At 69.4% G+C, this 23,876-nt stretch carries 19 protein-coding genes; 8 read left to right on the top strand and 11 right to left on the bottom strand.

From position 1 onward, the window contains the following. Nucleotides 1-6 precede the first annotated feature (6 nt). Complete coding sequence (locus ACFVAV_RS11925) at nucleotides 7-555, bottom strand: TetR/AcrR family transcriptional regulator (protein ID WP_379033931.1); 549 nt, start codon at nucleotides 553-555, stop codon at nucleotides 7-9. Nucleotides 556-756: 201 nt separating this feature from the next. Here ACFVAV_RS11925 and ACFVAV_RS11920 point away from each other — a divergent pair, with 201 nt between their 5' ends. Both ACFVAV_RS11920 and ACFVAV_RS11915 read left to right on the top strand, forming a co-directional pair. Then, nucleotides 757-1,995 carry a cytochrome P450 gene (locus ACFVAV_RS11920; protein WP_379033929.1) on the top strand — a complete coding sequence of 413 codons (1,239 nt, stop codon included), beginning with the start codon at nucleotides 757-759 and terminating at the stop codon, nucleotides 1,993-1,995. 260 nt (nucleotides 1,996-2,255) lie between these two features. Further along, nucleotides 2,256-2,648: a hypothetical protein gene (locus tag ACFVAV_RS11915; RefSeq protein ID WP_379033927.1), complete on the top strand. Its 393-nt coding sequence runs from the start codon at nucleotides 2,256-2,258 to the stop codon at nucleotides 2,646-2,648. Nucleotides 2,649-2,701: 53 nt separating this feature from the next. Here ACFVAV_RS11915 and ACFVAV_RS11910 read toward each other — a convergent pair whose 3' ends face one another. After that, the gene (locus tag ACFVAV_RS11910) at nucleotides 2,702-5,275 is read right to left on the bottom strand and encodes an ATP-dependent Clp protease ATP-binding subunit (protein ID WP_379033925.1); all 2,574 of its coding nucleotides are present in this window, start codon (nucleotides 5,273-5,275) and stop codon (nucleotides 2,702-2,704) included. A 261-nt stretch (nucleotides 5,276-5,536) separates the two neighbouring features. Here ACFVAV_RS11910 and ACFVAV_RS11905 point away from each other — a divergent pair, with 261 nt between their 5' ends. Beyond that, nucleotides 5,537-7,603: an AMP-binding protein gene (locus tag ACFVAV_RS11905; RefSeq protein ID WP_379033923.1), complete on the top strand. Its 2,067-nt coding sequence runs from the start codon at nucleotides 5,537-5,539 to the stop codon at nucleotides 7,601-7,603. Here ACFVAV_RS11905 and ACFVAV_RS11900 read toward each other — a convergent pair. The 4 genes from ACFVAV_RS11900 to pruA form a co-directional block, all read right to left on the bottom strand. Further along, entirely contained in the window at nucleotides 7,586-8,212 is a 627-nt protein-coding gene (locus tag ACFVAV_RS11900; RefSeq protein WP_379033921.1) for a TetR/AcrR family transcriptional regulator, read from the bottom strand. The genes ACFVAV_RS11905 and ACFVAV_RS11900 overlap by 18 nt on opposite strands. Nucleotides 8,213-8,246: 34 nt before the next feature. Next, the gene (locus ACFVAV_RS11895; RefSeq protein ID WP_379033919.1) at nucleotides 8,247-9,674 is read right to left on the bottom strand and encodes an amino acid permease; all 1,428 of its coding nucleotides are present in this window, start codon (nucleotides 9,672-9,674) and stop codon (nucleotides 8,247-8,249) included. Between the two features lie 128 nt (nucleotides 9,675-9,802). Continuing rightward, a complete protein-coding gene (locus ACFVAV_RS11890) occupies nucleotides 9,803-10,765 on the bottom strand; it encodes a proline dehydrogenase family protein (RefSeq protein ID WP_379033917.1) in 963 nt (320 codons plus the stop codon). Further along, nucleotides 10,765-12,417 carry an L-glutamate gamma-semialdehyde dehydrogenase gene (gene pruA, locus ACFVAV_RS11885; RefSeq protein WP_379033915.1) on the bottom strand — a complete coding sequence of 551 codons (1,653 nt, stop codon included), beginning with the start codon at nucleotides 12,415-12,417 and terminating at the stop codon, nucleotides 10,765-10,767. The genes ACFVAV_RS11890 and pruA overlap by 1 nt, the downstream gene beginning before the upstream one ends. Nucleotides 12,418-12,551: 134 nt before the next feature. On the opposite strand from pruA, the gene ACFVAV_RS11880 reads away from it, so the two are divergent. Then, complete coding sequence (locus ACFVAV_RS11880) at nucleotides 12,552-14,171, top strand: PucR family transcriptional regulator (RefSeq protein WP_379033913.1); 1,620 nt, start codon at nucleotides 12,552-12,554, stop codon at nucleotides 14,169-14,171. 178 nt (nucleotides 14,172-14,349) lie between these two features. Then, complete coding sequence (locus ACFVAV_RS11875; RefSeq protein ID WP_379034549.1) at nucleotides 14,350-16,299, top strand: alkyl/aryl-sulfatase; 1,950 nt, start codon at nucleotides 14,350-14,352, stop codon at nucleotides 16,297-16,299. A gap of 3 nt (nucleotides 16,300-16,302) precedes the next feature. Here the strand turns inward: ACFVAV_RS11875 and ACFVAV_RS11870 are convergent, their stop codons facing one another. Both ACFVAV_RS11870 and ACFVAV_RS11865 read right to left on the bottom strand, forming a co-directional pair. Then, nucleotides 16,303-16,665, bottom strand: a complete 363-nt coding sequence (locus ACFVAV_RS11870; RefSeq protein ID WP_379033911.1) for a cupin domain-containing protein — start codon at nucleotides 16,663-16,665, stop codon at nucleotides 16,303-16,305. 171 nt (nucleotides 16,666-16,836) lie between these two features. Further along, the gene (locus ACFVAV_RS11865; protein ID WP_379033909.1) at nucleotides 16,837-17,640 is read right to left on the bottom strand and encodes a VOC family protein; all 804 of its coding nucleotides are present in this window, start codon (nucleotides 17,638-17,640) and stop codon (nucleotides 16,837-16,839) included. 258 nt (nucleotides 17,641-17,898) lie between these two features. Between ACFVAV_RS11865 and ACFVAV_RS11860 the strand changes: the two genes are divergently transcribed. Both ACFVAV_RS11860 and ACFVAV_RS11855 read left to right on the top strand, forming a co-directional pair. After that, entirely contained in the window at nucleotides 17,899-19,938 is a 2,040-nt protein-coding gene (locus ACFVAV_RS11860; RefSeq protein ID WP_379033907.1) for a CocE/NonD family hydrolase, read from the top strand. A 121-nt stretch (nucleotides 19,939-20,059) separates the two neighbouring features. Next, the gene (locus ACFVAV_RS11855; RefSeq protein ID WP_379034547.1) at nucleotides 20,060-20,542 is read left to right on the top strand and encodes a gluconokinase; all 483 of its coding nucleotides are present in this window, start codon (nucleotides 20,060-20,062) and stop codon (nucleotides 20,540-20,542) included. Here ACFVAV_RS11855 and ACFVAV_RS11850 read toward each other — a convergent pair. Together ACFVAV_RS11850 and ACFVAV_RS11845 are read right to left on the bottom strand one after the other, a co-directional pair. Next, on the bottom strand, nucleotides 20,533-21,279 hold the full coding sequence (locus tag ACFVAV_RS11850) for a M50 family metallopeptidase (protein ID WP_379033905.1): 747 nt from the start codon (nucleotides 21,277-21,279) through the stop codon (nucleotides 20,533-20,535). The two genes, ACFVAV_RS11855 and ACFVAV_RS11850, sit on opposite strands and share 10 nt — an antisense overlap. Nucleotides 21,280-21,288: 9 nt before the next feature. Then, nucleotides 21,289-21,894, bottom strand: coding sequence for a pyridoxamine 5'-phosphate oxidase family protein (locus ACFVAV_RS11845; protein ID WP_379033903.1), 606 nt, complete (start codon nucleotides 21,892-21,894; stop codon nucleotides 21,289-21,291). Nucleotides 21,895-22,017: 123 nt separating this feature from the next. Between ACFVAV_RS11845 and ACFVAV_RS11840 the strand changes: the two genes are divergently transcribed. Beyond that, nucleotides 22,018-22,845 carry an NADPH-dependent oxidoreductase gene (locus ACFVAV_RS11840; protein WP_379033901.1) on the top strand — a complete coding sequence of 276 codons (828 nt, stop codon included), beginning with the start codon at nucleotides 22,018-22,020 and terminating at the stop codon, nucleotides 22,843-22,845. A 6-nt stretch (nucleotides 22,846-22,851) separates the two neighbouring features. On the opposite strand, the gene ACFVAV_RS11835 is transcribed toward ACFVAV_RS11840, so the two are convergent. After that, the gene (locus ACFVAV_RS11835) at nucleotides 22,852-23,844 is read right to left on the bottom strand and encodes an LLM class flavin-dependent oxidoreductase (protein ID WP_379033899.1); all 993 of its coding nucleotides are present in this window, start codon (nucleotides 23,842-23,844) and stop codon (nucleotides 22,852-22,854) included. Nucleotides 23,845-23,876 lie beyond the last annotated feature (32 nt).

The following is a 23,876-nucleotide window of genomic DNA, read 5'->3' as shown; positions in this document are numbered from 1 at the left end:
CCGCGCTCAGCGGACGCGCAGGGCCGGACCGACGAACCGTTCGACCAGCTGACGCTCGGCCGCGGCGTCGGGCAGTGGCCAGGTGAGCAACGACAGCACGACCCGCACGATCCAGGCCGCGGCCGCGTCGTCGGGGGCGATGCGGGTGAGCGCGGTCGCGATGCGGCCGAGTTCCGGTGCGTCGGCGAGGAATTCGTCGGTGTCGGGGGAGCGGTGCCGGATCAGCCACTGCCGCAGGACCGGATCGGCGCGCAGCGCGGCGACAGCGGCCAGGATCGCCTCGACCGGGCGACGGGCCGCGGGCACCTGATCGACGGCGGCTTCGACGCGGGCGACGACAGTGCCCGCGGCCCTGACCATGACCGCCCGGACCAGGCGCGGCTTCCCGCCGACGTAGCGGTACATCGTCGCGCGGGAGCAGCCCGCGGCCGCGGCGATGTCCTCGGCGGTGACGTCGTCGATGCCGTGTTCGAGGAACAGCGTGAGTGCGGCGCGTTCGATCCGGTCGATCGCGACGGTGCGGCGGTCGCCGCCGGCCAGCCAGTCGGCGGTCATCGGGAGCTCCTTCGTTGTCTCGAGCTGAGACGTTCTATCGAAATTGTCTACCCACACTAGTGCTGGAAAAGTGGCTTTTCGCGAGATCTGTCGCCGGTGCACCAGGTGTCCGGGCAGTCTCAGGGTGAGACGGCCATTGACCCTCTGTTCGCCACGGGGCACGGTGAGCGCCGACAACCTGACCAAGGAAAGGCGGCGGCGATGACCACGGAACTCGGGGCGATCGATCTCTTCGATGCGGCGGTGCTCGACGACCCGTACCCCCTGTACCGCACGTTGCGGGAGCACGCGCCGGTCCACCGGGTGCCGGGCACCGACTTCTTCCTCGTCGCGTCGTGGGCCGCGGTCACCGAGGCCACCGCGCGGACGGCGGACTTCTCCTCGCATCTGACCGGGGTGCTGGTCGCCCAGCCCGGCGCGGCGCCGGTCACCTTCGACCTCGACGCGACCGGACAGGCCGTGCATGTGCTGGCCACCGCCGACGGGACCGTCCATTCCACCCACCGCAGCGTCGTCGGCCCGGCGCTGGCCAAGCGTGTGCGCACGCTCGGGCCCGTGGTCACCGCGCTCACCGAGCAGCTCTGGGCGGAAGAGCTCGACGGTGACCGGATCGACTGGGCCACCGGCATCGCCGACCGGCTGCCGCTCGCGCTGATCGCCGAACTCGTCGGGCTGCCGCGCGCCGACGTTCCGCAACTGCTGTCGTGGGCGTACGACTCCACCGAGATGCTGGGCGGCATCGTCGCCGACGGCAGGATGACGGCGCTGGTCACCTCGGCGGCCGAACTGGCCAACTATGCCTACGGTGCGGTCACGGCGGCGAAAGACCGTGCCGCCGGGCTGGATTCGCCGGAAGCGCTGATCGACGTGCTCGCCGCCGCCTTGGCTGCCGGACGGATCGATGAGCAGCAGGCGGTGCTGATCGTGGTGCAGCTGATCGGCGCGGGCGGTGAGTCGACCGCGGGACTGATCGCCTCGGCCGCGCGATTGCTGGCCACCGACCTCGACCTCCAGTCGCGACTGCGAGATCGTCCCGAGCTGGTGCCGGCGTTCCTGGACGAAGCGTTGCGGGTGGAATCGCCGTTTCGTGGCCACCACCGACACGTCGTCGCCGATACCGAGCTGGCCGGTGTCGCGCTCCCCGCGGGCAGTCACCTGCTGTTGCTGTGGGGCGCGGCCAACCGCGATCCGGCGATGTTCGGTGACCCGGATGTCGTCGACCTGGAACGGCCGCGCGGACGAGCGCACGCGGCGTTCGGCGCGGGCGCGCACTTCTGCATCGGATCGGCCCTGGCCCGCCTCGAAGCGACGGCCGCGATCACCCTGCTGCTCGAGCGCACCGAACGATTCACCCTCGTCGACGACGCACCACCGCGATGGATGCCGAGCCTGTTCGTGCGGCGCCACGCGAGCCTGCCGCTCCACATCACCCGCCGCTGATCGGTGCTGCGGCTGAGCGGCATGCCCGCCGGAGGAATGTCGAGGAACTCACGCAACGTTCGCTGCCCCGCGGCACGACCCGAACTGGACGCCGCCGAACACGCCCGCGCTCTGGTCACGGGTATAGCGAATTCCGCCGGGGTCCGGCGAGCGGCAAACGTTTCGTGTGTTCTCCCACCATCGGTCCCGCGATGGGGTGAGGATTGACCTCGACTCGCCGGCCTCGCGTTCGGCCGGCCCGCAGCACAAGGACGTGAGATATGAGTGACAGGAAATTCGCCTTCGCCTTCGCGGCCACCGGGACGGCGTTGCTGGCCCTGACGATCGGCTCACCGTCCGCCTCCGCGGCGGTCTCGCAATTGACGGTCGACCCCGGACTCAGCGTCGGGATGGCAACCAATTACGGCACCGGATGCACCCATCATCTGGTGGCCCGGCTCAGCGTCGGCATCGAACCTGTCTCCTTCTACGACAACGGCACTCTGCTGGCCGTGGTCGTCCCGCTCGACGGCACCGCCTCCATCGACTGGGTGCCGTCGAGCAGCGGCCCGCACAGCCTCGCGGCACTGCAGGACGGCGTCGGCCGCGGCGCCGATGTGAGCGTCGGCAAGGGCTACCGTTTCGGTGAGTCCTGCGTGGTCACCGGCGGCTGACCCGAACACGACGGTGGCCCGGTCCGCGCGGACCGGGCCACCGCCGTCTGTGCCTACTTCTTCGACGAGGTGAGCTTCTTGTCCTCGCCCTTCTTCGCCGCCTTCTTCTTCGTGTGCGGCTTCGGTTCGGCGCCATTGGTATCGGCGCCCCCGGTCGGCGTGACGGCGGTGACGACCAGATCATCGTCGGCCGTGTCGACATTCACCGTCGCCCCCGGTTCCAGCCCGCCGTCGAGCAGCAGCCGCGAGATCCGGTTGTCGAGCTCCTTCTGCACCGTGCGGCGCAACGGCCGGGCGCCGAACTCCGGCTGGAAACCCCGATCGCCCAGCCAGTCCACCGCCGACTCGCTGATCTCGAGCTCGATGTCCTGGGCGGCGAGCATACGCCGGGTCTTGTCTAGGATCAGGTTCACGATCCGTTCCAGCTGCGACTTGTCGAGCCGGTGGAACACCACCGTCTCGTCGATGCGGTTGAGGAACTCCGGCCGGAAATGCTGCTGTAGCCGTTCCATCAGCTGCGGCTCGATCGCATCCAGATCACCTTCCGGCGCCCTCAAGATCAGGTCCGAGCCGATATTGGAGGTCATGATGACGATCGTGTTCTTGAAATCGACGGTGCGGCCCTTGGAATCGGTGACCCGGCCGTCGTCGAGCAACTGCAGCAGCACGTTGAACACGTCCGGGTGCGCCTTCTCGACCTCGTCGAACAGGATCACCGAGTACGGCTGCCTGCGCACCTTGTCGGTGAGCTGCGCCGCGTCGTCGTAGCCGACATATCCGGGCGGGGCGCCGACCAGCCGCGAGACCGTGTGCTTCTCCTGGAACTCGCTCATGTCGAAGCGGATGAGCCGGTCCTCGTCGCCGAAGACGGCCTCGGCCAACGCCTTCGCGAGTTCGGTCTTGCCGACACCGGTCGGCCCGAGGAACAGGAACGAGCCGATCGGCCGGTTCGGATCCTTGAGCCCGGCCCTGGCGCGGCGCACCGCCTCGGCGACCGCGACGATCGCCTCGTCCTGCCCGATCACCCGCTTGTGCAGCACGTCCTCGAGCTGGAGCAAGCGCTGCTTCTCCTCGGCGGTGAGATCCGCGACGGGAATACCGGTCTGCCGGGAGATCACCTCGGCGATGTCGACGACCCCGACCTCGGGCTCGCCTGCCCGCACGCCGGATTCCTCGAGCTCTTCCTCCTTGGCCGCGATATCGGCCTTGACCGCGTTCGCCTTCTCGTAGTCCTCGTTGTCGACCGCGGCGTCCTTCTCCCGGTACAGCCGCGCGATCTCCTCGTCCTTGGCCCTCGCCTCCGCATCGGGCGTGCCCGAACGCAGCCGCACCCTGGCACCGGCCTGGTCGATCAGATCGATCGCCTTGTCGGGCATGAACCGATCGGTGATGTAGCGATCCGACAGCTGGGCCGCCGCGATCAGCGCCTCGTCGGAGTAGCGCACCTGATGGTGCTCCTCGTAGACATCGGCCAGACCGCGCAGGATCTCGATGGTGTCCTCCACCGAGGGCTCCGACACGATCACCGGCTGGAACCGGCGCTCCAGCGCGGCATCCTTCTCGATGTACTTGCGGTATTCGTCGATCGTGGTCGCGCCGACGACATGCAGTTCACCGCGGGCGAGCGCGGGCTTGAGCAGGTTGCCCGCGTCCATCGAGCCCTCGCCGCCGCCACCGGCGCCGACGATGGTGTGCAGCTCGTCGATGAAGACGATCAGTTCGTCCTTGTGCGCGCGGACCTCGTCGAGGATCTTGGTCAGCCGCTCCTCGAACTCACCGCGGTACTTGCTCCCCGCGACCAGCGTGCCGACGTCGAGCGCGATGACGCGGCGGTCGGCGAGGGTGGAGGGCACGTCGTTGTTGACGATCCGCTGCGCCAGCCCCTCCACGATCGCGGTCTTGCCGACACCGGGGTCACCGATCAGCACGGGATTGTTCTTGCGCCGCCGCGACAGGATCTCGATCGTCTGCTCGATCTCCTCCGCCCGCCCGACGACCGGGTCGACGAGCCCTTCGCGGGCCTCCGCGGTGAGATCGCGGCCGTATTCGTCCAGCGTGGGGGTGTCGGTCTGCTGCCGGCGCTTGGCAGGGGCGCCCGTGGTCGCGGGGCCGGACGTGTTGCCGCTCTGGGTGGCGGCGATGCCGGCCATCAGCGCCTGGGCCGCCACGGAGTCGGGGAGCGAGGCGATGCCGAGCAGGACGTGCTCGGGGCCGATGTAGCTGCTGCCGGACTGCGCGGCCTGCCGTTGGGCGGCGCGCAGCGCCAGCTTGGTGCCGGGGCTGAGGGTGATGTCGGCGAGGTCGTTTTCGCTGGGCGAACCGGTGTCGAGGTATTCCTGCATCTGCTCGGCAACCTGGTCGGGGTCGAGGCTGAGCTCGGCCACGATGCTGCGGCCCGGTTCGGATTCGGTGGCGGCGTAGAGCAGATGCTCGGGCGTGATCTCGGAATTGCCCCACTCCTGGGCGGCCTCGCGGGCCGAGCCGATCAGCAACTTGGCGTTGTCGGTCATGAGTCTGCCCAGGTCGATGCGTTGCACTGGTGGCTTCGCCGACATTCCTGAGCCGAAGAATCGCTGGAAGATGTCATCGAAAGAGTTCATCGAACTACCTGGCCAGCTCGCTGTCATGTCCACACCTCTTCGCTCGTCGTGCCGCACGTCGCGGCGACTCATGCAGATCGGGTCGGTACTGCCAGCAATACTTCGGCATCCTCGGGTGGGGTGCAAGCAATTGGGGAGTTTCACATCTGCAACGTCGTGAGGTGTGGCGCGCAAACCAAAGTCCGGTCGAACCGGTCCGAAACCTCCGGTTTTGTCTGATTCTTGATCGAGGAGCGGCACGGACGGGTAGCGTGCTGGTCGAACAGGCCGACGGGAAGAGCACGGAGTTTGGTCACCGACGTCATCGATGTCACCGCGGATTTCACGATCGCGCGTCAATCATTGTGGGATGTACTGCTGGATCCGCAGAGCTATCCACGGATGTTCACCGGCATCGGCAGTTGTGACCGGGTCGAGCGACCCGACGGGTCGGTGGTGTGGCAGGTGCGGGTCGGGTCGGCCGCCGCGGGGATCGAGACACACGAGTTCGTCCTCGTGATCGGCCGCTGGTACGAGAGTTTCGAACTGCGCAGCCCGGCGCTGGGCAGCTTCGCCTCGGTCCGGTTGCGCGGCGACGAGCAGCGCACCCGCCTCGACATCACCCTGTTCGCCGCGGCCAGAGTGCACCCGCTGCTCGGCGAACGCAGCAACTCCACGGTCACCGACTGGGTGAAGGCGGGACTGCGCCGCACCGCCGACGTCATCGCTGGCACCAGATCCTCGGTGGTGGTCAACGCCGAGCGCTCGCTGCTCCGGCGCAATGCCGGCGTGGCGCGCAGCATCGCGGCGACCGGGCTGATGCGTCCCGAACCCATCTCGATCATGAAACAGCTTCGCTCCCTGTCGAAGTGGGGTTTCAACTTGGCAGGCGGGTATGCCGCAGGCGCGGCGCACGCGCCGGATCGGCTCGCGCTGATCGACCCGCGGGGCACCCGCACCTTCGCCGAGGTCGACGCCAGGTCCACCGCGCTGGCGGGGGCGATGCACACGCTGGGCCTGCGCGCGGGTGACGCCATCGGCCTGCTGTCACGCAATCACGCCGGCATGGTCGAAACGATGGTCGCCGCGGGCAAACTCGGCGTCGACGTGGCGCTGCTCAATGCCGGACTGTCCGGGCGGCGGATCGAGGAGATCGTGCAGCGCCATCGGCTCAGCGCGGTGTTCGTCGACGGACCGCTGGAAACGCTGATCCGCTACCTGCACGGCGACGTTCCGCGATACACCACCGACGATCTGCCGCCGGACCCGGATCGCACGACGGTCGACGGCCTGATCGCGTGGGGACGCAACGACTTCCCGGTGCCCGCGCATCCCGGTCGGCTGATCGTGCTCACCTCGGGCACCAGTGGTTCACCCAAGGGCGCGCGCCGTCCGCACGCCAAGGGCTTCGGCACGATCGCCGCACTGCTCTCGCGGATTCCGCTGCGGGTCGAAGAGGTCATGCTGATCCCAGCGCCGCTGTTCCACACCTGGGGCCTGGCCGGATTGCAGCTGAGCACCGCGCTGCGCGCCACCGTGGTGCTCACCGCCGGTTTCGACGCGCTCGACTGTCTGCGCGCGATCGTCCAGCACCGGATCACCACCTTGATCGTGGTCCCGACCATGGTCGAACGCCTGCTCGACGTGCCGGGTGAGGTGCGCGCGAGCTTCGACCTGTCGAGCCTGCAGCACGTCGTCAGCTGCGGCGCCCCACTGGCCGGGGCCACCGTGCTGCGCTTCCTCGACACCTTCGGCGACGTGCTCTACAACGTGTACGGGTCGACCGAGGTCTCCTGGGCCAGCGTCGCCACCCCCGCCGACCTGCGGGTCTCGCCGACCACCGCGGGCCGCCCGCCGCTCGGCACCCGCGTCGCTGTGCTCGGTCCCGACCTGCGTCCGGTGCCGGTCGGCGCGACCGGGCACATCTTCGTCGCCAATCACATGCTCTTCGACGGCTACGTCAACGCGGCGCCGCCGGAGGAAGCCGACGGCATGCTCGACACCGGCGACCTCGGCTATCTCGACGCCGCGGGCCGGTTGTTCGTGGCGGGCCGCGACGACGAGATGATCATCTCCGGCGGGGAGAACGTCTTCCCGCGACCCGTCGAGGAAGCCCTCGCGAATCTGCCGCAGATCACCGAGGTGGCCGTGGTCGGTGTCCCCGACCGGGAATTCGGTCAGCGGCTGGCCGCGTTCGTGGTGAAACGCGAAGGGGCGGGCCTGGATTCGGACATGGTGCGGACCTACATCCGCAACCGCCTCAGCCGCTTCTCGGTCCCGCGCGACGTGACGTTCCTCAACGCCCTGCCGCGCGGGGAGACCGGCAAGATCCTCAAGCGGGTGCTGGTGCGACCGGAGTCAGCGCTGAGCGAGTAGCAGCCGCAGCGCCCGTTCGATCGCCGCCGAGGCCTGTTCGCCGGACAGCCCGCGCCGGTCCTGCAGATGGTGGCGCATCGGCCAGGCGAGCGTGCCGTCGATCAGATCGAGCAACTCGGCGTCCGCCGTGCCGTCGGGCCGGGTGAGTTCGGGGGCGAACAGCGCGGCGAGGACGGCGCGGATGCGTTCGTCGGTCAGGCGCATGCGCGCGTCGATCGCGGCGACCGACCGCGACTCCTGCAGACCGGGCAGGCGCGGGGTGCGCTGAAGATCGAAGATCGCACCGCTCTGCCGCACCGCGATCGCGATCCGTTCGGCGAGGGTCAGGCCGGGATCGGGCGTCACCAGGCACGCCTCCACCGTGGCGGACTGGTGCTCGGTCGCGGCGGCGAGCAGGGCATCGCGGTCGGCGAAGTGCACGAAGATGCTGCGTTCGGAAGTGCCTGCCCGAGAAGCGATCTCGCGGGTCGTCGGCGCGAAATCGCCCTCGGTGATCGCGGCGAGCAGCCCGACGATGATGGCTTCGCGCGTCTTCGCCGGATCGCGGCGGCGCCGCGGCGGACGCGCTCCCGGCTCGTCCGCCGCCTCGCCCTGGTGCCCTGACCTCATCGGCCCATCACAGCACAGACCGGCCGTCGCCTGCCTACTCGCTCGGCTGCGCCGCCGTCCGGTTCATCACCGAATGCGTGCGGGAGTACCCGAAGTAGACGACCAGCCCCACCACCAGCCAGACCAGGAAACGCAACCACGTCTCCCACGGCAGCGAGTAGATCAGGTAGGCCGAGAACCCGATGCCGATCAGCGGGATGACAGGCATGAACGGCAGCCGGAACGAGCGTGGCGCGTCGGGCCTGGTGCGCCGCAACACGATCACCGCCACGCACACCACGATGAAGGCCATCAGGATGCCGATATTGGTGAGCTCGGCGACAGTGTTGATCGGCAGCACCCCGGCCAGGATCGCCGCGCCGACACCGACGATCCAGGTCACCCTGGTCGGCACCTTGCGGGTCGGGTGGGTCTTGGCGAACCATTCCGGCAGCAATCCGTCGCGGCTCATCGCGAACCACACCCGGGTGACGCCGAGCATGAAGGTGAGCACCACGGTGATGATGCCGATGATCGCGCCGACGGCGATGATATTGGCGACGCCCGGCATCCCGACCGACTCGAACGCGGTGGAGAAGCCGCTGGTAGGACTGATCTCGGTGTACTTCTGCATGCCGGTGAGCACCAGCGTGGCCAGCACGTAGAGCACCATCGCGATGGCCAGCGAGTAGATGATCGCCTTGGGCAGATGCTTGCGCCCGTCGATCGATTCCTCGGCCGCGGTACTCATCGCGTCGTACCCGAACACCGCGAAGAACACCGTCGCCGCACCCGTCCACACCGCGCCGACGCCGAACGGGAAGTACGGGTCGTAGTTGGCGCTGTCGATGTGGAACACCCCGAGCACCACGATGAGCACCACCAGGGCGACCTTGATCCCGACCGCGACCGTCTCGAACCGGCCGACACTGCCGATCCCGCGTGAGAGCACCCACGCGGTGCCCAGGCAGAACAGCACCGCGAACAGGTCGACGACCCGCCCGTCACCGGTGTCGGGCGCCCCGAGCATCCATTCCGGCAGTGTCAGCCCGACCTGGTCGAGCAGGAACCCGAAGTATCCGGACACACCGATGGCGACCACCGCCGCGACCGCGATGTATTCCAGCAGCAGATCCCAGCCGATGAACCAGCCCGCCAGCTCACCCAGCGAGACATAGCCGTAGGTGTAGGCCGAGCCCGCCTTGGGCACCATGCCGGCGAACTCGGCGTAGCACAATGCCGCCGCCGCGCTGGCCACACCGGCGATCAGGAACGAGATCAGTACCGCGGGCCCGGTCACCGAATGCGCGACCGACCCGGCCAGAGTGAAGATGCCCGCACCGATGATGCCGCCGACGCCGATGGCGGTGAGCTGCCACAGGCCGAGCGATTTGGCGAGCCGCTCGTCGCTCGGAATCTCGTCCTCGACCTCGACGAGGGGTTTGCGGCGCAACATCTGGGCGCGCAACTCTGCGAAAGACATTCGCGTTCCTTCCGTCGGCGCACACCGCCACATCGCGATGCACGGACCTGAGTACACCGCCACATCGCGGGCGCGAGCGCCGAGAGTGAATATTGTTCAGCCGTAGAGCCCGAACGGATAGCCGGTCGTTACTCGCGCCCGCCGACGAGCGCGCGCAGGAAGAACCCGAGATTGGCCGGCCGTTCGGCCAGCCTGCGCATGAAGTACCCGTACCACTGGTCACCGTAGGGGACGTATACGCGAACGTGGTTGCCCGCGTCGGCGAGTCGCTGCTGTTCGTCGACGCGGATGCCGTACAGCATCTGGTACTCGTATTCCTCGGTCTTGCGCTGCGCCGACTGCACGGCCACCCCGGCCGCCGCGATCACCGCCGGGTCGTGCGAGGCGATCATCGGATAGCCCGAGCCCGCGGTCAGGGTCGCCAGGCAGCGCAGATACGACGCGTCGACCTCCGCCCGGTCACGGAAGGCCACCGACTCGGGTTCGTCGTAGGCGCCCTTGCACAACCGGATTCGCGACCCCGGACCCGCCAGCGCCCGGCAGTCCTCCTCGGTGCGGCGCAGATAGGCCTGCAGCACCGTGCCCAGCCAGGGGAAGTCGGCGCGCAGGTCGCGCACGATCGCCAAGGTCGAGTCGGTGGTGGTGTGGTTCTCGGCGTCGACGGTGACCCAGATGCCCGCGGCCTCGGCGGCGGTGCAGATCTGGTGCGCGTGCTCGCGGGCGATGGCGTGCCCGTCGCGCGGCAGCGACTGGCCCAGCGCCGAGAGCTTGACCGAAACTTCGAGTGGCCGAACAGCTCCCGTCGCGACGTCGGCCTGGGGGAGTCGGCCGAGCGCGGCGATCAGCGCACGGTAGTGCGCGACCACGGCCTCCGCGCCGGCCAGGTCCGTGGTGTCCTCGCCGAGATAGTCGATGCTGACGAATCGGCCGGAGCGCAGCAGGGTTACGGTCGCGCCGACCGCGTGTTCCTCGGTGGTGCCCGCGATGAAGCGGGCAACCACCTCCCGGCTGACCGGCAGCCGGGTGATGGTCCGTTCCAGCCGCGGCGAGCGGGCGGCGGCGAGCATGGTCGAGCGCAGCAGTGCGGACATCAGCGGGCCTCCGTCTCGGGCGCCTGGTGCGGATAGCGGTGGTCGGTGGGCGGCGTGAAGGTTTCCTTGATGGTGCGGGCCGAGGTCCAGCGCAACAGGTTCTGGGCCGAGCCCGCCTTGTCGTTGGTGCCCGAGGCGCGCCCGCCGCCGAACGGCTGCTGCCCGACGACCGCACCGGACGGCTTGTCGTTGATGTAGAAGTTGCCCGCGGCGAAGGTGAGCCGCCCGGTCGCCGCGGTGATCGCGGCGCGGTCCTCGGCGATGATCGAGCCGGTGAGGCCGTAGGCGCTGCCGCGGTCGACGAGGTCCATGGCGTCGGTGAAACCGGCCGGGGTGCTGTCGTCGTAGACGTGCACCGCCAGGATCGGGCCGAAATACTCAGTATGGAAGACCTCGTCGGCGGGATCGTCACCGACGACGACGGTCGGTTCGACGAACCAGCCGACGCTGTCGTCGGTGTGCCCGCCCGCGACCACGGTCAGTCCCGGTGTCGCCTTGGCCCGCGCCAGCGCCGCGGTATTGCGGTCGAACGCGCGCCGATCGATCAGTGCCCCACCGAAATTCGCGAAATCGGTGACATCGCCGTAGCGCAGCGCCGAGGTCTGCTCGATCAGGTCCTCCGACATCGCCGCCCACACCGAGCGCGGGACGAACGCGCGCGAGGCCGCCGAGCACTTCTGGCCCTGATAGTCGAACGCGCCGCGCAGCAGTGCGGTGGTGAGCACCGCCGGATCGGCCGAGGAGTGGGCGAGCACGAAGTCCTTGCCGCCGGTCTCGCCGACCAGCCGCGGATAGGTGCGGTACCGGTCGAGCCGCTGCGCGACCTCGCGCCACAGGTGCTGGAAGGTGGCGGTCGATCCGGTGAAGTGGACCCCGGCCAGCCGCGGATCGGCGAGTACCACGTCCGAGATCTCCGGTCCCGGTCCGTGCACCAGATTGATCACCCCGGGCGGCAGGCCGGCGGCCTCGAGCAGTTGCATGGTCAGGTAGGCGGCCACGGCCTGCGTTCTGGCCGGCTTCCACACCACCGTGTTGCCCATCAGCGCGGGCGCGGTGGGCAGATTGCCCGCGATCGCGGTGAAGTTGAACGGCGTCACCGCGTAGACGAAGCCTTCCAGCGACCGGTACTGCATCCGGTTCCACACTCCGGGCGCCGAGATCGGCTGCTCGGCGAGGATCTGGCGGGCGAACGAGACATTGAACCGCCAGAAGTCGACGAGTTCGCACGGCGCGTCGATCTCGGCCTGATACGCGGACTTGGACTGACCGAGCATGGTCGCGGCCGACAGCTTCTCCCGCCACGGACCGGCGAGCAGGTCGGCGGCCCGCAGGAAGATCGCGGCCCGATCGTCGAACGACATCGCCTGCCAGGCGGGGGCGGCGGCCGTGGCGGCCTCGACCGCGGCGGTGGCCTCGGCGGCGCCCGCATCGTGCAGGGTGCCGAGCACGGCGGCGCGCCGGTGCGGCTGGACCACGTCGAAGCGCGGACCGTCGCCACGCAGGTGGCGGCCGTCGATCACGTGGTGGATCTCGGTGGGCGTCGCGGACAGTTCGGTGAGCGCGGTCCGCAGCCGGGTTCGTTCCGGGGTCCCCGGGGCGAAGGTGCCGACCGGCTCGTTGACCGGCGGCGGAGTGGTCGCGATGGCGTCCATGAAGGCGGCTCCTGCGTCGTGGTGGGTGCGGGATGTGACGTAGTCAACACCGATGCGGAGCGGTCATAATCGTCTGATCGGATGAAGAACTAGCCCGGTTGTTGTCTGATCGGCTAAAGAACCGGAGGTGTGCGATGCCGGACGGGGCCACCACGCTCGGTCAGCTGCTCACCGCGCTGGACCACACCGTCGCCACCCTCGTGGACGCGCCGGCGGGCGAGTCGGTGCCGATCTGCTCGGTCGCCCTCGCCGAGCCCGCCGATCTGCCCGAGCACCTCGAGACCGAGGGCCCGCTGCCGGAGGTGTATCTGCTCGTCGGAGTCGACGCCGACGCCACCGCGCGGTGGCTGCGCGAAGTCGCCGCCCGCGATCCCGGCCAGCGGCCCCGCGTGCTGATGACCAAGAGCGCCAACGACTCTCCCGCGGTCCGCGCCGCCGCCGCCGCGGCGGGCATCGCGCTGGTGCACCTGCATCGGCAGGCCCGCTGGGATCAGGTGTTCCCGCTGGTACGCCGGATGCTGGCCCGCTCGCCCGGCCAGCGCGCCGCCGACGACCACGACCTGCTCGCCCCCGACACCGACCTGTTCGGGCTGGCGCAGGTGGTCGCCAGGGAGACCGGCGGGATGGTGTCCATCGAGGACCCGCAGTCGCATGTCCTCGCCTACTCCGCCTCCGACGGCTCCGCCGACCAGCTGCGCATCCGGTCCATCCTCGGCAGGGAGGGCCCGAGCGACTATCTGCGGATCCTGCGCGAGTGGGGCGTATTCGACCGGGTGCGGGCCGGCGACGAGGTCGTCGACGTGCCCGAACATCCCGAACTCGATATCCGCCGCCGCCTCGTGGTCGGCATCCGGCGCGGCACACCCGCGCGCATGCTCGGCACCATCTGGCTGCAGCAGGGCGATCAGCCGCTGCGCCCCGACGCCGCGCAGGTGCTGCGCGGCGCCTCGGCGGTCGCCGCGCGGATCATCGCCCGCAGCCTGGACGCGCCGTCGACCGAGGCGCTGCTGGTGCGCAGGCTGTTCGGCGCGCACGGCGACGGGGTCGACGTGCCGTCGGTGGCCGCCGCACTGAACCTGCCCACCACCGGTCCCGCCGCGGTGATCGGTATCGCGGCGATCGGGCCCGTCGCCGGGCTGACGGCATCGAGCGGCCTGATCCGATTGCACGCCAGCGCTTTCCGGGACGATTCGGTGACCGAGGCGATCGGCGACCGGGTCTATATCCTGCTGCCGTCGTACCACTCCGAACGCAGCGTCGGCTCCTGGGTGCGCCGCCTCGTCGAGCAACTGGAGCAGGCACGGGGCCTGGTAGTGCGTGCCGCGGTCGCCGCACCGGTGGCCGGGCTGACCGCGGTCGCCGGCGCCCGCGCCGAGGTCGACCGCGTCCTGGACAGCCCGGCCGCCGCGACGTCGGGTAGCCGGGTGAGCACGCTGGCCGAAGCACGGACCGCGGTGCTGCTGGCCGAGATCGTCGACCTCATCCGCGACCGACCGGAACTGCACGATCCGCGCCTGGCCGCACTCGACGACTACGACCGTGTCCATGCCGCCGAGCTGCGCGTTTCGGTGCGGGCCTACCTGCGGGCGCACGGCGAGGTGAGCGCGGCGGCATCCGCCCTGCGTGTGCATCCGAATACGTTGCGATACCGGTTGCGCCGGGTGGAAGCCGTCCTCGGCATCGACCTGACCGATCCGGCCGACCGGCTGCTGCTGGAGATCCAGCTGGCCGCTGTGCCGATTGCTCAGCCGTAACTCAGTTATTGCAGTTATGCTGCAATAGCGACGCCCGGTCGCACCGCCCACGCGGCGGAGAAGTCATCGCCTGAGTGAGGTTGCAGTGGTGGACGGTATGAACGCGGACCGATTCTCGGTGTCACGACGCGGCATGCTCGGCGTCGGAGCCGGGGCCGCCGCGGCACTGGCTGTCGGCATGACCGTCAGCGGCTGCGGTGACGAAGCGGCCGGGATCGCGCCGTCGAAGACGCAGACCGATCCCACGAAGGCGATCGCGGACGCCAACCGCGCCCTGGCCGACACCTTGCCCTTCGGTGACACCGCCGACTTCGCCGACGCCGACCGCGGCTGGATCGCCTCCCTCGAACCGGGCACGGTCACCGATCCGTCGGGAAAAGTGGTGTGGGACACCGACTCCTATGACTTCCTCGCCGGATCCTGTCCGCAGTCGGTGAATCCGAGCCTGTGGCGCCAGGCCCAGCTCACCGTGAAACAGGGCCTCTACGAGATCGCGCCGGGCTTCTACCAGATTCGTGGCCTCGACATATCGAACATGACACTGATCGAAGGCGACTCCGGCGTGATCGTCATCGACCCGCTCCTCTCCGCCGAGACCGCGGCGGCCGGCCTTGCCCTCTACCGCAAGCATCGCGGCGATCGACCGGTCACCGGTCTGATCTACTCGCATTCCCACATCGATCACTTCGGCGGCAGCTACGGGGTCATCACGCCACAAGACGTCGCGGCGGGCCGCTGCCCGGTGATCGCGCCGTCGGGATTCCTCGAGCACGCCGTCGCCGAGAACGTCTACACCGGCACCGCGATGGCGCGCCGCGCCGCCTACATGTACGGCGCCGCCTTGCCCCGCGGCCCGAAGGGGCAGGTGGGAGCCGGTCTCGGGCAGACCACGTCGACCGGAACGGTCAGCCTTATTCCGCCCACCCGCGACGTCACCCGCACCGATCAGGAGGAGATCGTCGACGGCGTGCGGATGGTCTTCCAGCTGACCCCGGGCACCGAAGCGCCGTCGGAGATGAATGTCTACTTCCCCGACCGCCGCATCCTCTGCATGGCCGAGAACGCGACGCACACCATGCACAACATCGTCACCCTGCGCGGTGCACTGGTCCGCGATCCGCACGTGTGGGCGAAGTACCTCACCGACTCGATCAATCGCTACGGTCGCCGGTCGGATCTGGTGTTCTCCTCCCATCACTGGCCGATCTGGGGCACCGACCGGATCGTCGAGTTCCTCTCGCTCCAGCGCGACATGTACGCCTACCTCAACGATCAGACGCTGCGGCTGCTGAACCAGGGCTTCGTCGGCGCGGAGATCGCCGAGATGATCACGATGCCGCCCGCGCTCACGGCGTCGTGGTCGACCCACGGCTACTACGGCTCGGTCAGCCACAATGTGAAGGCCGTCTACCAGCGGTACATGGGCTGGTTCGACGGCAATCCGGCGCACCTCTGGGAGCATCCGCCGGTGGAGAACGCCCGCCGTCACGTCGAGGCGATGGGCGGCGCCGCCGCGGTGCTCCAGCACGCGCAGCGGGCCTACGATGCCGCCGACTTCCGCTGGGTGGTGCAGCTGGTGAACTACGTGATCTTCGCCGACCCGGCAAACGACACCGCGAAAGCCTTGCAGGCCAGTGCTTTCGAACAGCTGGCCTACGGATCGGAGAATGCTACCTGGCGCAACTTCTACCTCAGCGGCGCCCACGAGCTGCGGCACGGGTCCTTCGGCACCCCGACCGCGGCGAACTCCGCCGCGCTGGCCTCGGCCTTGAGCGTGGAGCAGGTGTTCGACGCGATGTCGCTGCGCATCGACGGCCCGAAGGCGTGGGAGGTCCGGATGACCACCGACTGGCGGATCGGTGACGAGGGCAATCGGATTCACCGCGTCGAGCTGCGCAACGGTGTGCTCGTGCACTACGACCGGTTCCCCGGTGACCAACTGCCCGCCGCGGACGCGACCGTCACCCTCACCCGGCCGGTGCTGATCCGCAGCCTGGTCGGCGGGGGCGATCTGAAGAAGGCTGTCATCAGCGGTGACATCGTCATCGACGGTGACGCCACCGTGCTCGCGAAGCTACCCGGCCTGATCGACAAGCCGGACCCGAACTTCGCGATCGTGACGCCGTAAGTCCTACCGCTTGGCGTAGTCGGCGACGCCCTGCCAGTCGAGCATCACACAGGGTTCGTCGCCGACCACCCAGGCGTCGTGGCCGGGCGGCACCACCATCAGATCGCCGGGGCCGAATTCCTGCTGCTCGCCGTCGTCCATGACCACCGCCAGCCTCCCGGACAGGCAGTAGCCCATGTGCGGAGCCAGGCAGCTGTCGGTCTGCGCGATCGGCTTGACGTGCACCGACCATCGCCAGCCGGGTTCGAACACCGCCCGGCCCACCGGGCCGGTGTCGAGATTGACCAGATCGAGCCTGCCTTTGTCCTGCTCGAAGGGCCGGGTTTCCTCTGGGTCATCGAAATTCTTGCGGATCATGGCAGACATGACGTTCTCCTGATCGTCCGGAGGGGCCGACGTGTCGTGGTCCACCAGGAGCGCGTCAGCGCGCTCGGCCCGCGACCGCAGCCACAGTCAATGGTTCGCCGGTGGGCGACCATGCGCAAGAGTCGCGGGGCACGCGCCGCGCGGTGGGCGGCGCATGCCCCGAGTCTGTCGTCAGGCTCCGCCGGTGGGTACCTCGCCCACGGCCTTCGCCGGATCGATGACACCGAAGACCTCGCCCTGCGGCGCCTGCAGGATGCCCATCCGGCCGAACGGGCTGTCGTCGGGGCCCATGATCACCGAGGCGCCCAGGTCGGTGGCCTTGGCCAGGGTGCCGTCGGCGTCGTCGACCTGGATCCAGGTGAGCCAGTAGGTCGGGGTGCCGAGTGCGGCCGCGTCCATCATGCCGCCGACGCCGTCGTTCTGGCCCGGGAGCGCGAACGTGGAGTAGGTGAAGCTCTCGCCGTCACCGATTTCGGTGTAGTGCCAGCCGAATACGGTGGTGTAGAAGTCGTGCGCCTGGTCGTAGCCGGAGGTGTGCAGCTCATTCCAGCAGTAGGCGCCGTGCTGGTTGTAGATCCCGGCGCCGGTGTGCGCCTTGGCTTCCCAGACACCGAACACGCCGCCGGTCGGGTCGGCGCCGATGAACATGCGGCCCACATCGAGGACATCGAACGGCGGCATGAACACCTGTCCGCCTGCCTTGGCGACCTTTTCGGCGATCTCGTCGGCGCGCTCGGCCGCGAAGTAGGTGGTCCACGCCGAGGGCATCGGCATGGCGTCGGGTTTCGGGCCGATGCCCGCGGCGGGCTTGCCGTCGAGCATTGCCATCAGGTAGCCCCCCGCGTCGGCGGGTCCGTCCTGGATGTCCCAGCCGAACAGGGCACTGTAGAAGTCACGGGCGGCGCTGGTGTCGTCGACCTGACAGTCGATCCAGCAGGGCGTGCCCTGAGGCCAAGCTTCGTCACGTGTCGGCATTGTCGAACGTCCTCCTCGGCGATGGGTGGAAGCCGGCCGGAACCGCGCCGGCATGTGCCCAGTCAACCACCAGCCACCGACACTCGCGAGTGTCCGCGCGCGACCCGGCAGCCCGCTGAACTGGAACAATGCGTGTTCACTGCGACAGTCCGAGCGGACCGAGCCTGGGCGGATCGGGCCGTTGGCGCTGTTACAGTTTCCGCGCCGATCGTGCGGTGGCTAGGTCAACGGGAAACGAACCGGTCGGGGAGCGACACTATGGCGGTTAGAGGTTCCGAACGCGGGCTCGTCCGGATGCTGGTGACGATCCTCGCGTTGATAGTCGTACTCGGATGTGGCGGCGGACCGGCGGCGGGACAACCCGCCGACGCGCCTGCCGCGCGCTGGACGGCACTCCATGACGGGCCGGGTGCCTACCCCGAGGTCCGGGTGGAGCGCGGCGTCCAGATCGCGATGAGCGACGGCGTCGTCCTGAAGGCCGACGTCTACCGGCCCGCGGACGCGGCGGGGGTGATCGAGCAGAAGCCACTGCCGACGATCGTCAGCCTCACGCCGTACTCGAAACTGATGACCGGCCTGATCGAATCGGCCGCCGCCATCCCGGGCCTGCAGGCCACCGCCGTCGACATCGTGCGCAGGCTGAACCTGTCGGCCACCCCGATCAGCGGCTTCGGCGATCTGATGCAGGCACTCGACGGCGGCATGATCCAGACCATGCTCGGCGTCGACCGCAAACTCATCAGCAGCGGCTACACCGTCGTCGTCGCCGATGTGCGCGGAACCGGTCTGTCCCAAGGCAAATGGAACACCCTCGGCGCCCGCGAACAGCTCGACACCCGCGAGGTGATCGACTGGGCGGCGCACCAGCCGTGGTCGAACGGGCGCATCGGCATGAGCGGCGGCTCCTACTCCGGCATCAACCAGCTGCGGGCCGCGGAAGACGCTCCCGCCGCACTACAGGCGATCTTTCCGGTGGAGCCGGGTAGCGACCTGATGCGCGATGTGGTCGCCCCCGGCGGCGGCGTCGGCACCACCTTCCTGCCGCTGTGGCTGAACTCGGTGAACCAGCTCAAATTCGTCCCTGATGTCGCCTCGATGGCCACCGGCACCTTCGACTGGACCTGGTTCCGCGACCGGCTGGCCGACCCGACGACCAACTTCGACCTGCTCGCCCAGGCGCTGCTCACCCCGTCGCTGTCGAACATGCCGCCCGCGCTCGACGGCGCGCTCGACGACACCTCGGCCTTCCGCGAGGCGATCATGGGGCATCCGGAAAAGGTGACCGTGCCGACCTTCGTCTACGGCGGCTGGCACGACATCTTCGCCAACAGCGCGACCAAACTGTACGAGCAGATCCCCCTGCCCGCGGGGCGCAAACAGCTCCTCGTCGGCGACACATATCACGCGAATCCCGGTGCGGGAACCGGTGTTCCGGGCGCGCCGCCGCGGCTGGACGTGCTGCAGCGCGCCTGGTTCGACAAGTGGCTCAAGGACATCGACAGCGGCGTCGACGAGTTCGGCCCGGTCACCGTGAAGCAGCAGGGCGGCAGCTGGATCACGCTGCCGGAGTTCCCGATGCCCGGTGTCACGCATCGTCGTGTCTACCTGTCCGCCACGCCCAGCGGCAGCACCGAGGACAGTCTGCACGACGGTTCGCTCAGCACCACCGGACCCGCAGCCGCTGAAAACCTCACTGTGGCACCTGGTCTGAGCACCATGTGCTCGCGGGACGCGGCGCAGGGGTCGGCCGGGATGGCGGCGGCACTGGACCCCTGTGCGAAGGACTCCCGGATCGCCGAGCGCAACGCGCTCACCTTCACCAGCGCACCGCTGACCGAGCAGACGGTGATCTCGGGCCCGATCAATGTGCGGCTCAACACCGTGCACGACTCCACCGACGGTTTCTGGAACGTCACCGTCAACGATGTCGCGCCCGACGGCACCTCGACCGTGCTCACCACCGGTCAGCTGACGACCTCCATGCGGGCCATCGACGAACGGCGCAGCGCACGCTCGGTCAACGGCGATCTCACCGCCCCGTTCAACCCGCTCACCGTCGACCAGCTGCTGCCCGTGGTGCCCGGCGCGCCCACCTCGATCGATGTCGCCATCATCCCGACCCAGGCCGTGCTGGCACCGGGACACCGGCTGCGCATCGATGTCTACGCGGGCAACGCGCCCAAGGCGCTGCCGTTCCGGCCGATGCTGAACGCGACCGGACTCGAACCCCAGCACCTGCGCCTCGACCCGGCGGAGCCGAGCTTCGTCAACCTGCCCACCGACCATCCGATTCCCTGACCGCCATCGGATCCACGGCCGAAGCCGCGTTTCCCGGGACTCACTGCCCGTGCGGTATGTGAGCCTGTAGGCCCGTAGGTCGGACGAGGAGGTCGATGTGGCGCAACCCGTCATCGTGGTGATGGGCGTCTCCGGGTGCGGCAAGACGACGGTCGGCGCGCTGACGGCCGAGCGGCTCGACGTGCCCTATGCCGAGGGCGACGACTTCCATCCGATCGAGAACATCGAGAAGATGGCGGCAGGCATCCCGCTCACCGACGAGGACCGGTGGCCGTGGCTCGACACGGTCGCCACCTGGCTCGGCGGGCACCAGGAGTCCGGTGGCGTCGCCGCGTGTTCGGCGTTGCGGCGCTCCTACCGTGACCGGCTGCGCCGGGGCGCGCCGAACGCGTACTTCGTGCATCTGGCCGCCACCAGGGAAGAGCTCCTGCGCCGGATGACCGGCAGGCTCGGCCACTTCATGCCGACGATCCTGCTCGACTCACAGCTGGAGACGCTGGAACCGCTGGAACCCGACGAGGCGGGCGTGACCCTCGACGCGCTCGCCCCGCCGACCGTCCTGGCGACCGAGGCGATCGACGCCTGGCGGGCCGATCACCGCTGAAGCAGCGGATACAACTGCTCGACCGGCGCCAGCAGCAGCCCGCCACCGACGACCAACGCGGCCAGACACAGGGCGGTGAAGAACAGCACCCACAGCAGCGCGGGCAGGTGGGTCAGCCGGGCCAGCTGATCGGCATCGGAATCGGTGCGGCCCGGCTGCCTGCGGCGGCTGCGCTGCAGTTCGATCACCGGCCGGACCGCGGCGGCCAGCAGGAACCACGCCGCCAGATAGGCGAAACCCGCCTGCAGTAGATCGGTGCCGAACCAGGACACGCCGAACACCAGGGCACCGAGCACCGCGACGGTGAGCAGGCCGTAGATATTGCGGACCTTGACGAGTACCGCGGCCAGCATCAGCAGCGTCACCCACAGCATCAGCGTCACCCGGCCCGTCCCGAGCAGCGCCGCGTACCCGAGCCCCAGCGCGGCCGGCGCCGGATAGCCCGCGGCGGCGGTGAGGATCATGCCGAGACCGGTCGGCTTACCGCTGGACACGGTGAGTCCCGAGGTGTCCGTATGCAGCGTGATCGCGTGCAGCCTGCGCCCGGTGAGCAGGGCCACCAGCGCGTGCCCACCCTCGTGGACCACGGTCACCGCGGCGCGGGTGAGCCGCCACAGCGGCCGGTAGCCGACCAGGACGAGCGCCACCGCGGCGGTGACGAGCACCAGCCACCAGGCGGGCGCGGGTTGGGTGGCGAGGAGACGGTCGAGCAGCGAGCTGGCGGATCCGGTGTTCACCGCCGCACTTTAGCTGTCCACGGCGTCGGGCGTGCGCTCGCGCGAAACCTGGGACGGCAGCGGATGATCGGGTTCCAGGGCGGGCAGGCCGTCGATGCTGACGGCGTTGTCACCTGCGATGCGGCGGGCGAAGTCCGCGTCGGTGCGGCGGGTGTGCGCCTCGTCGAGGATCGAGCGTTCCTCGACGAGCTCGAGGTAGGGCACCGACCAGCCGCACGAGTCGGCGACGCGCTCCACCGAGACCGCGACGACCGCGCGGATGCCGGGATGCCCGCTGCCGAAATGATCACGCAGCGTGGCGAATTCGGCCGAGTCGGGACGGACCACGCGGCCCGTGCCGAACAGGCGCAGGATGCGGGCGGTCCGGGTGAACGAGCAGAACATCACGGTGATGCGGCCGTTGTCGCGCAGGTGCGCGATCGTCTCCGAGCCGCTGCCGAACAGGTCGAGGTAGGCGACCGTGTGGTCGTCGATCACGGCGAAGGTGTCGCGATACCCCTTCGGGGAGACGTTGACGTGGCCGCCCTCCGACGGCGCGGTGCCGACGAAGAACATCGGCTGTTCGGCGATGAAGGCCCGCAGCTTGTCGTCGATCCGGTCGAACACCTTGCCCATTGCGCGCTCCCTCGTCCCACCAGTCGGCGGGCTTCCCAGCCCCACTGTATCGATCGGGCGGTGTTCGGTTCATGCTGAGGGTTACCGCAGACGCCGGCGGCGCGGTGTCCGACGATGGGCGGTATGACGCAGACCGCACCCAGCCCCGTCCACCCCGTGCAGCAGCGCTACGCAGACCCGTCGACCGAGGTCCCCGCGCAGTGGAATCCGGTACTGCAGGTGCTGCACGACCACAAGTCGGTGCGACGGTACCTGCCCGACCTGGTCTCGCCCGAGACGATCCGGCTGCTGGTGTCGGCCGCGCAGTCCGCGGCGTCCTCGTCGAATCTGCAGGTGTGGAGCGTGATCGAGGTACGCGATCCGGCGCGCAAGGCCCGGCTGGCCGAGGTAGCGGGTGGTCAGGAGCACATCGTGCAGGCGCCGGTGCTGCTGGTGTGGACGGCCGATTTCGCCCGGCTGCGGCAACTCGCCGACGATCACGGCGCCCCGCTCGACGGCGCCGACTATCTCGAATCCAGCTATGTCGGCTTCGTCGACGCGGCCCTCGCGGCCCAGAACGCGGTGATCGCCGCCGAATCCCTCGGACTCGGCACCGTCTACATCGGCGCGCTGCGCAACGACCCGGAACGGGTGGCCGCCGAACTCCACCTGCCCGACCACGTCTTCGCGGTCTTCGGCCTGGTCGTCGGGCACCCCGACCCGGCGGAAGGTACGCGGGTGAAGCCGCGACTGCCGCAGGCGGCCGTGCTGCACCAGGAAACCTACGATCTGCCCGGTCAGCGCGAGGCCGTCGCCGCCTACGAGGAGCGGATCGGTGAGATCTACTCCGAGCAGGGGCTGCCGTTCTCGTGGACCGAGCGCGTCCTGGCCAGGCTGGCGTCGAAGGCTTCGCTCAACGGCCGCGACCGGCTGCGGGAGTCCTTGACCGCCAGGGGATTCCGGCTGCGCTGAGCGGGCTCAGCCGTTGATCGCGGCGCGGGTCAGCTCGAGCGAGCGGATGCGGGCGTCGATGTCGTAGACGAGGGTGTTGAGCATGAGCTCGTCGGGCGCGGCGGCGGCGAGCAGCTCGGCGGCCTGCGCGCGCACGGTGTCCGGCGAGCCCTGCAATTGACCGGTTTTGCGCTGCGCGGCGAAGCGTCGTTCGGCATCGCTGCCGGGGAAGGCGGCAGCCTGTTCCGGCGTCGCCAGCGCCTGCGGACGACCCGCACGCAGCTGCGCGAAGGCGAGATCGCGCGGTGCGGCGAGCCGGTCGGCCTCGGCCTCGGTGTCGGCGCAGATCGCCGAGGCGGCCACGATCGTGTACGGCGCGCTCAGCGTCTCCGACGGCCGGAAGTTCTCGCGGTAGAGCCCGAGCGCTGCGGCGGTGTTATCCGGTGCGATGTGGTGGGCGAAGGCGAACGGCAGCCCGAGCACCGCGGCCACCTGGGCGCTGTAGCCGCTCGAACCGAGCAGCCACACCTGCGGTTCGGCGTCACGGCCGGGACTGGCGACGATGCCGTCGGGATCGGCGCCGCGGAAGAATCCGATCAGCGAGGTCAGCTCACGGGGGAACGAATCACCGGCCAGGCCCTCGGCGTTGCGCCGCAGCGCCCGCGCGGTCACCGGATCGGTGCCCGGCGCGCGCCCGATGCCCAGATCGATCCGCCCTGGATGCAGGGACTCGAGCGTGCCGAACTGCTCGGCGACCACCAGCGGCGGATGATTCGGCAGCATCACCCCGCCCGAACCGACCCGGATCCGGGACGTCGAGGCCGCCAGATGCGCCAGCACGACCGCGGGCGCCGCGCTCGCGATGCCGGGCATGTTGTGGTGCTCGGCCACCCAGAAGCGGCGAAAGCCCAGTTCCTCGGCGTGCTGGGCCAGCCGCGTCGTCGCATGCAGCGCGTCGCCCGCGGTCGCGTCGGCTTGCACCGGCGCCAGATCCAGAACCGACAGCGTGACCGCGCTCATGAGCCTCCTCGACAGTGAACAACTCCCGTGCA

It is taken from the genome of Nocardia sp. NPDC057663, from assembly GCF_042799895.1.
GTDB lineage: Bacteria > Actinomycetota > Actinomycetes > Mycobacteriales > Mycobacteriaceae > Nocardia.
Note: the sequence above shows the minus strand (reverse complement) of the source record. Positions and strands in the feature narration are given on the sequence as shown.

Bases quoted from the DNA above. Each gene is read 5' to 3' on its own strand.
- ACFVAV_RS11900 (WP_379033921.1), bottom strand. From the start codon at position 8,212: ATGAGGTCAGGGCACCAGGGCGAGGCGGCGGACGAGCCGGGAGCGCGT.
- ACFVAV_RS11835 (WP_379033899.1), bottom strand. From the start codon at position 23,844: ATGAGCGCGGTCACGCTGTCGGTTCTGGATCTGGCGCCGGTGCAAGCC.
- ACFVAV_RS11865 (WP_379033909.1), bottom strand. From the start codon at position 17,640: ATGCCGACACGTGACGAAGCTTGGCCTCAGGGCACGCCCTGCTGGATC.
- ACFVAV_RS11860 (WP_379033907.1), top strand. From the start codon at position 17,899: ATGGCGGTTAGAGGTTCCGAACGCGGGCTCGTCCGGATGCTGGTGACG.
- ACFVAV_RS11875 (WP_379034549.1), top strand. From the start codon at position 14,350: ATGACCGTCAGCGGCTGCGGTGACGAAGCGGCCGGGATCGCGCCGTCG.
- ACFVAV_RS11910 (WP_379033925.1), bottom strand. From the start codon at position 5,275: ATGACAGCGAGCTGGCCAGGTAGTTCGATGAACTCTTTCGATGACATC.
- pruA (WP_379033915.1), bottom strand. From the start codon at position 12,417: ATGGACGCCATCGCGACCACTCCGCCGCCGGTCAACGAGCCGGTCGGC.
- ACFVAV_RS11925 (WP_379033931.1), bottom strand. From the start codon at position 555: ATGACCGCCGACTGGCTGGCCGGCGGCGACCGCCGCACCGTCGCGATC.
- ACFVAV_RS11855 (WP_379034547.1), top strand. From the start codon at position 20,060: ATGGGCGTCTCCGGGTGCGGCAAGACGACGGTCGGCGCGCTGACGGCC.
- ACFVAV_RS11880 (WP_379033913.1), top strand. From the start codon at position 12,552: ATGCCGGACGGGGCCACCACGCTCGGTCAGCTGCTCACCGCGCTGGAC.
- ACFVAV_RS11890 (WP_379033917.1), bottom strand. From the start codon at position 10,765: ATGTCCGCACTGCTGCGCTCGACCATGCTCGCCGCCGCCCGCTCGCCG.
- ACFVAV_RS11840 (WP_379033901.1), top strand. From the start codon at position 22,018: ATGACGCAGACCGCACCCAGCCCCGTCCACCCCGTGCAGCAGCGCTAC.
- ACFVAV_RS11895 (WP_379033919.1), bottom strand. From the start codon at position 9,674: ATGTCTTTCGCAGAGTTGCGCGCCCAGATGTTGCGCCGCAAACCCCTC.
- ACFVAV_RS11845 (WP_379033903.1), bottom strand. From the start codon at position 21,894: ATGGGCAAGGTGTTCGACCGGATCGACGACAAGCTGCGGGCCTTCATC.
- ACFVAV_RS11915 (WP_379033927.1), top strand. From the start codon at position 2,256: ATGAGTGACAGGAAATTCGCCTTCGCCTTCGCGGCCACCGGGACGGCG.
- ACFVAV_RS11920 (WP_379033929.1), top strand. From the start codon at position 757: ATGACCACGGAACTCGGGGCGATCGATCTCTTCGATGCGGCGGTGCTC.
- ACFVAV_RS11870 (WP_379033911.1), bottom strand. From the start codon at position 16,665: ATGTCTGCCATGATCCGCAAGAATTTCGATGACCCAGAGGAAACCCGG.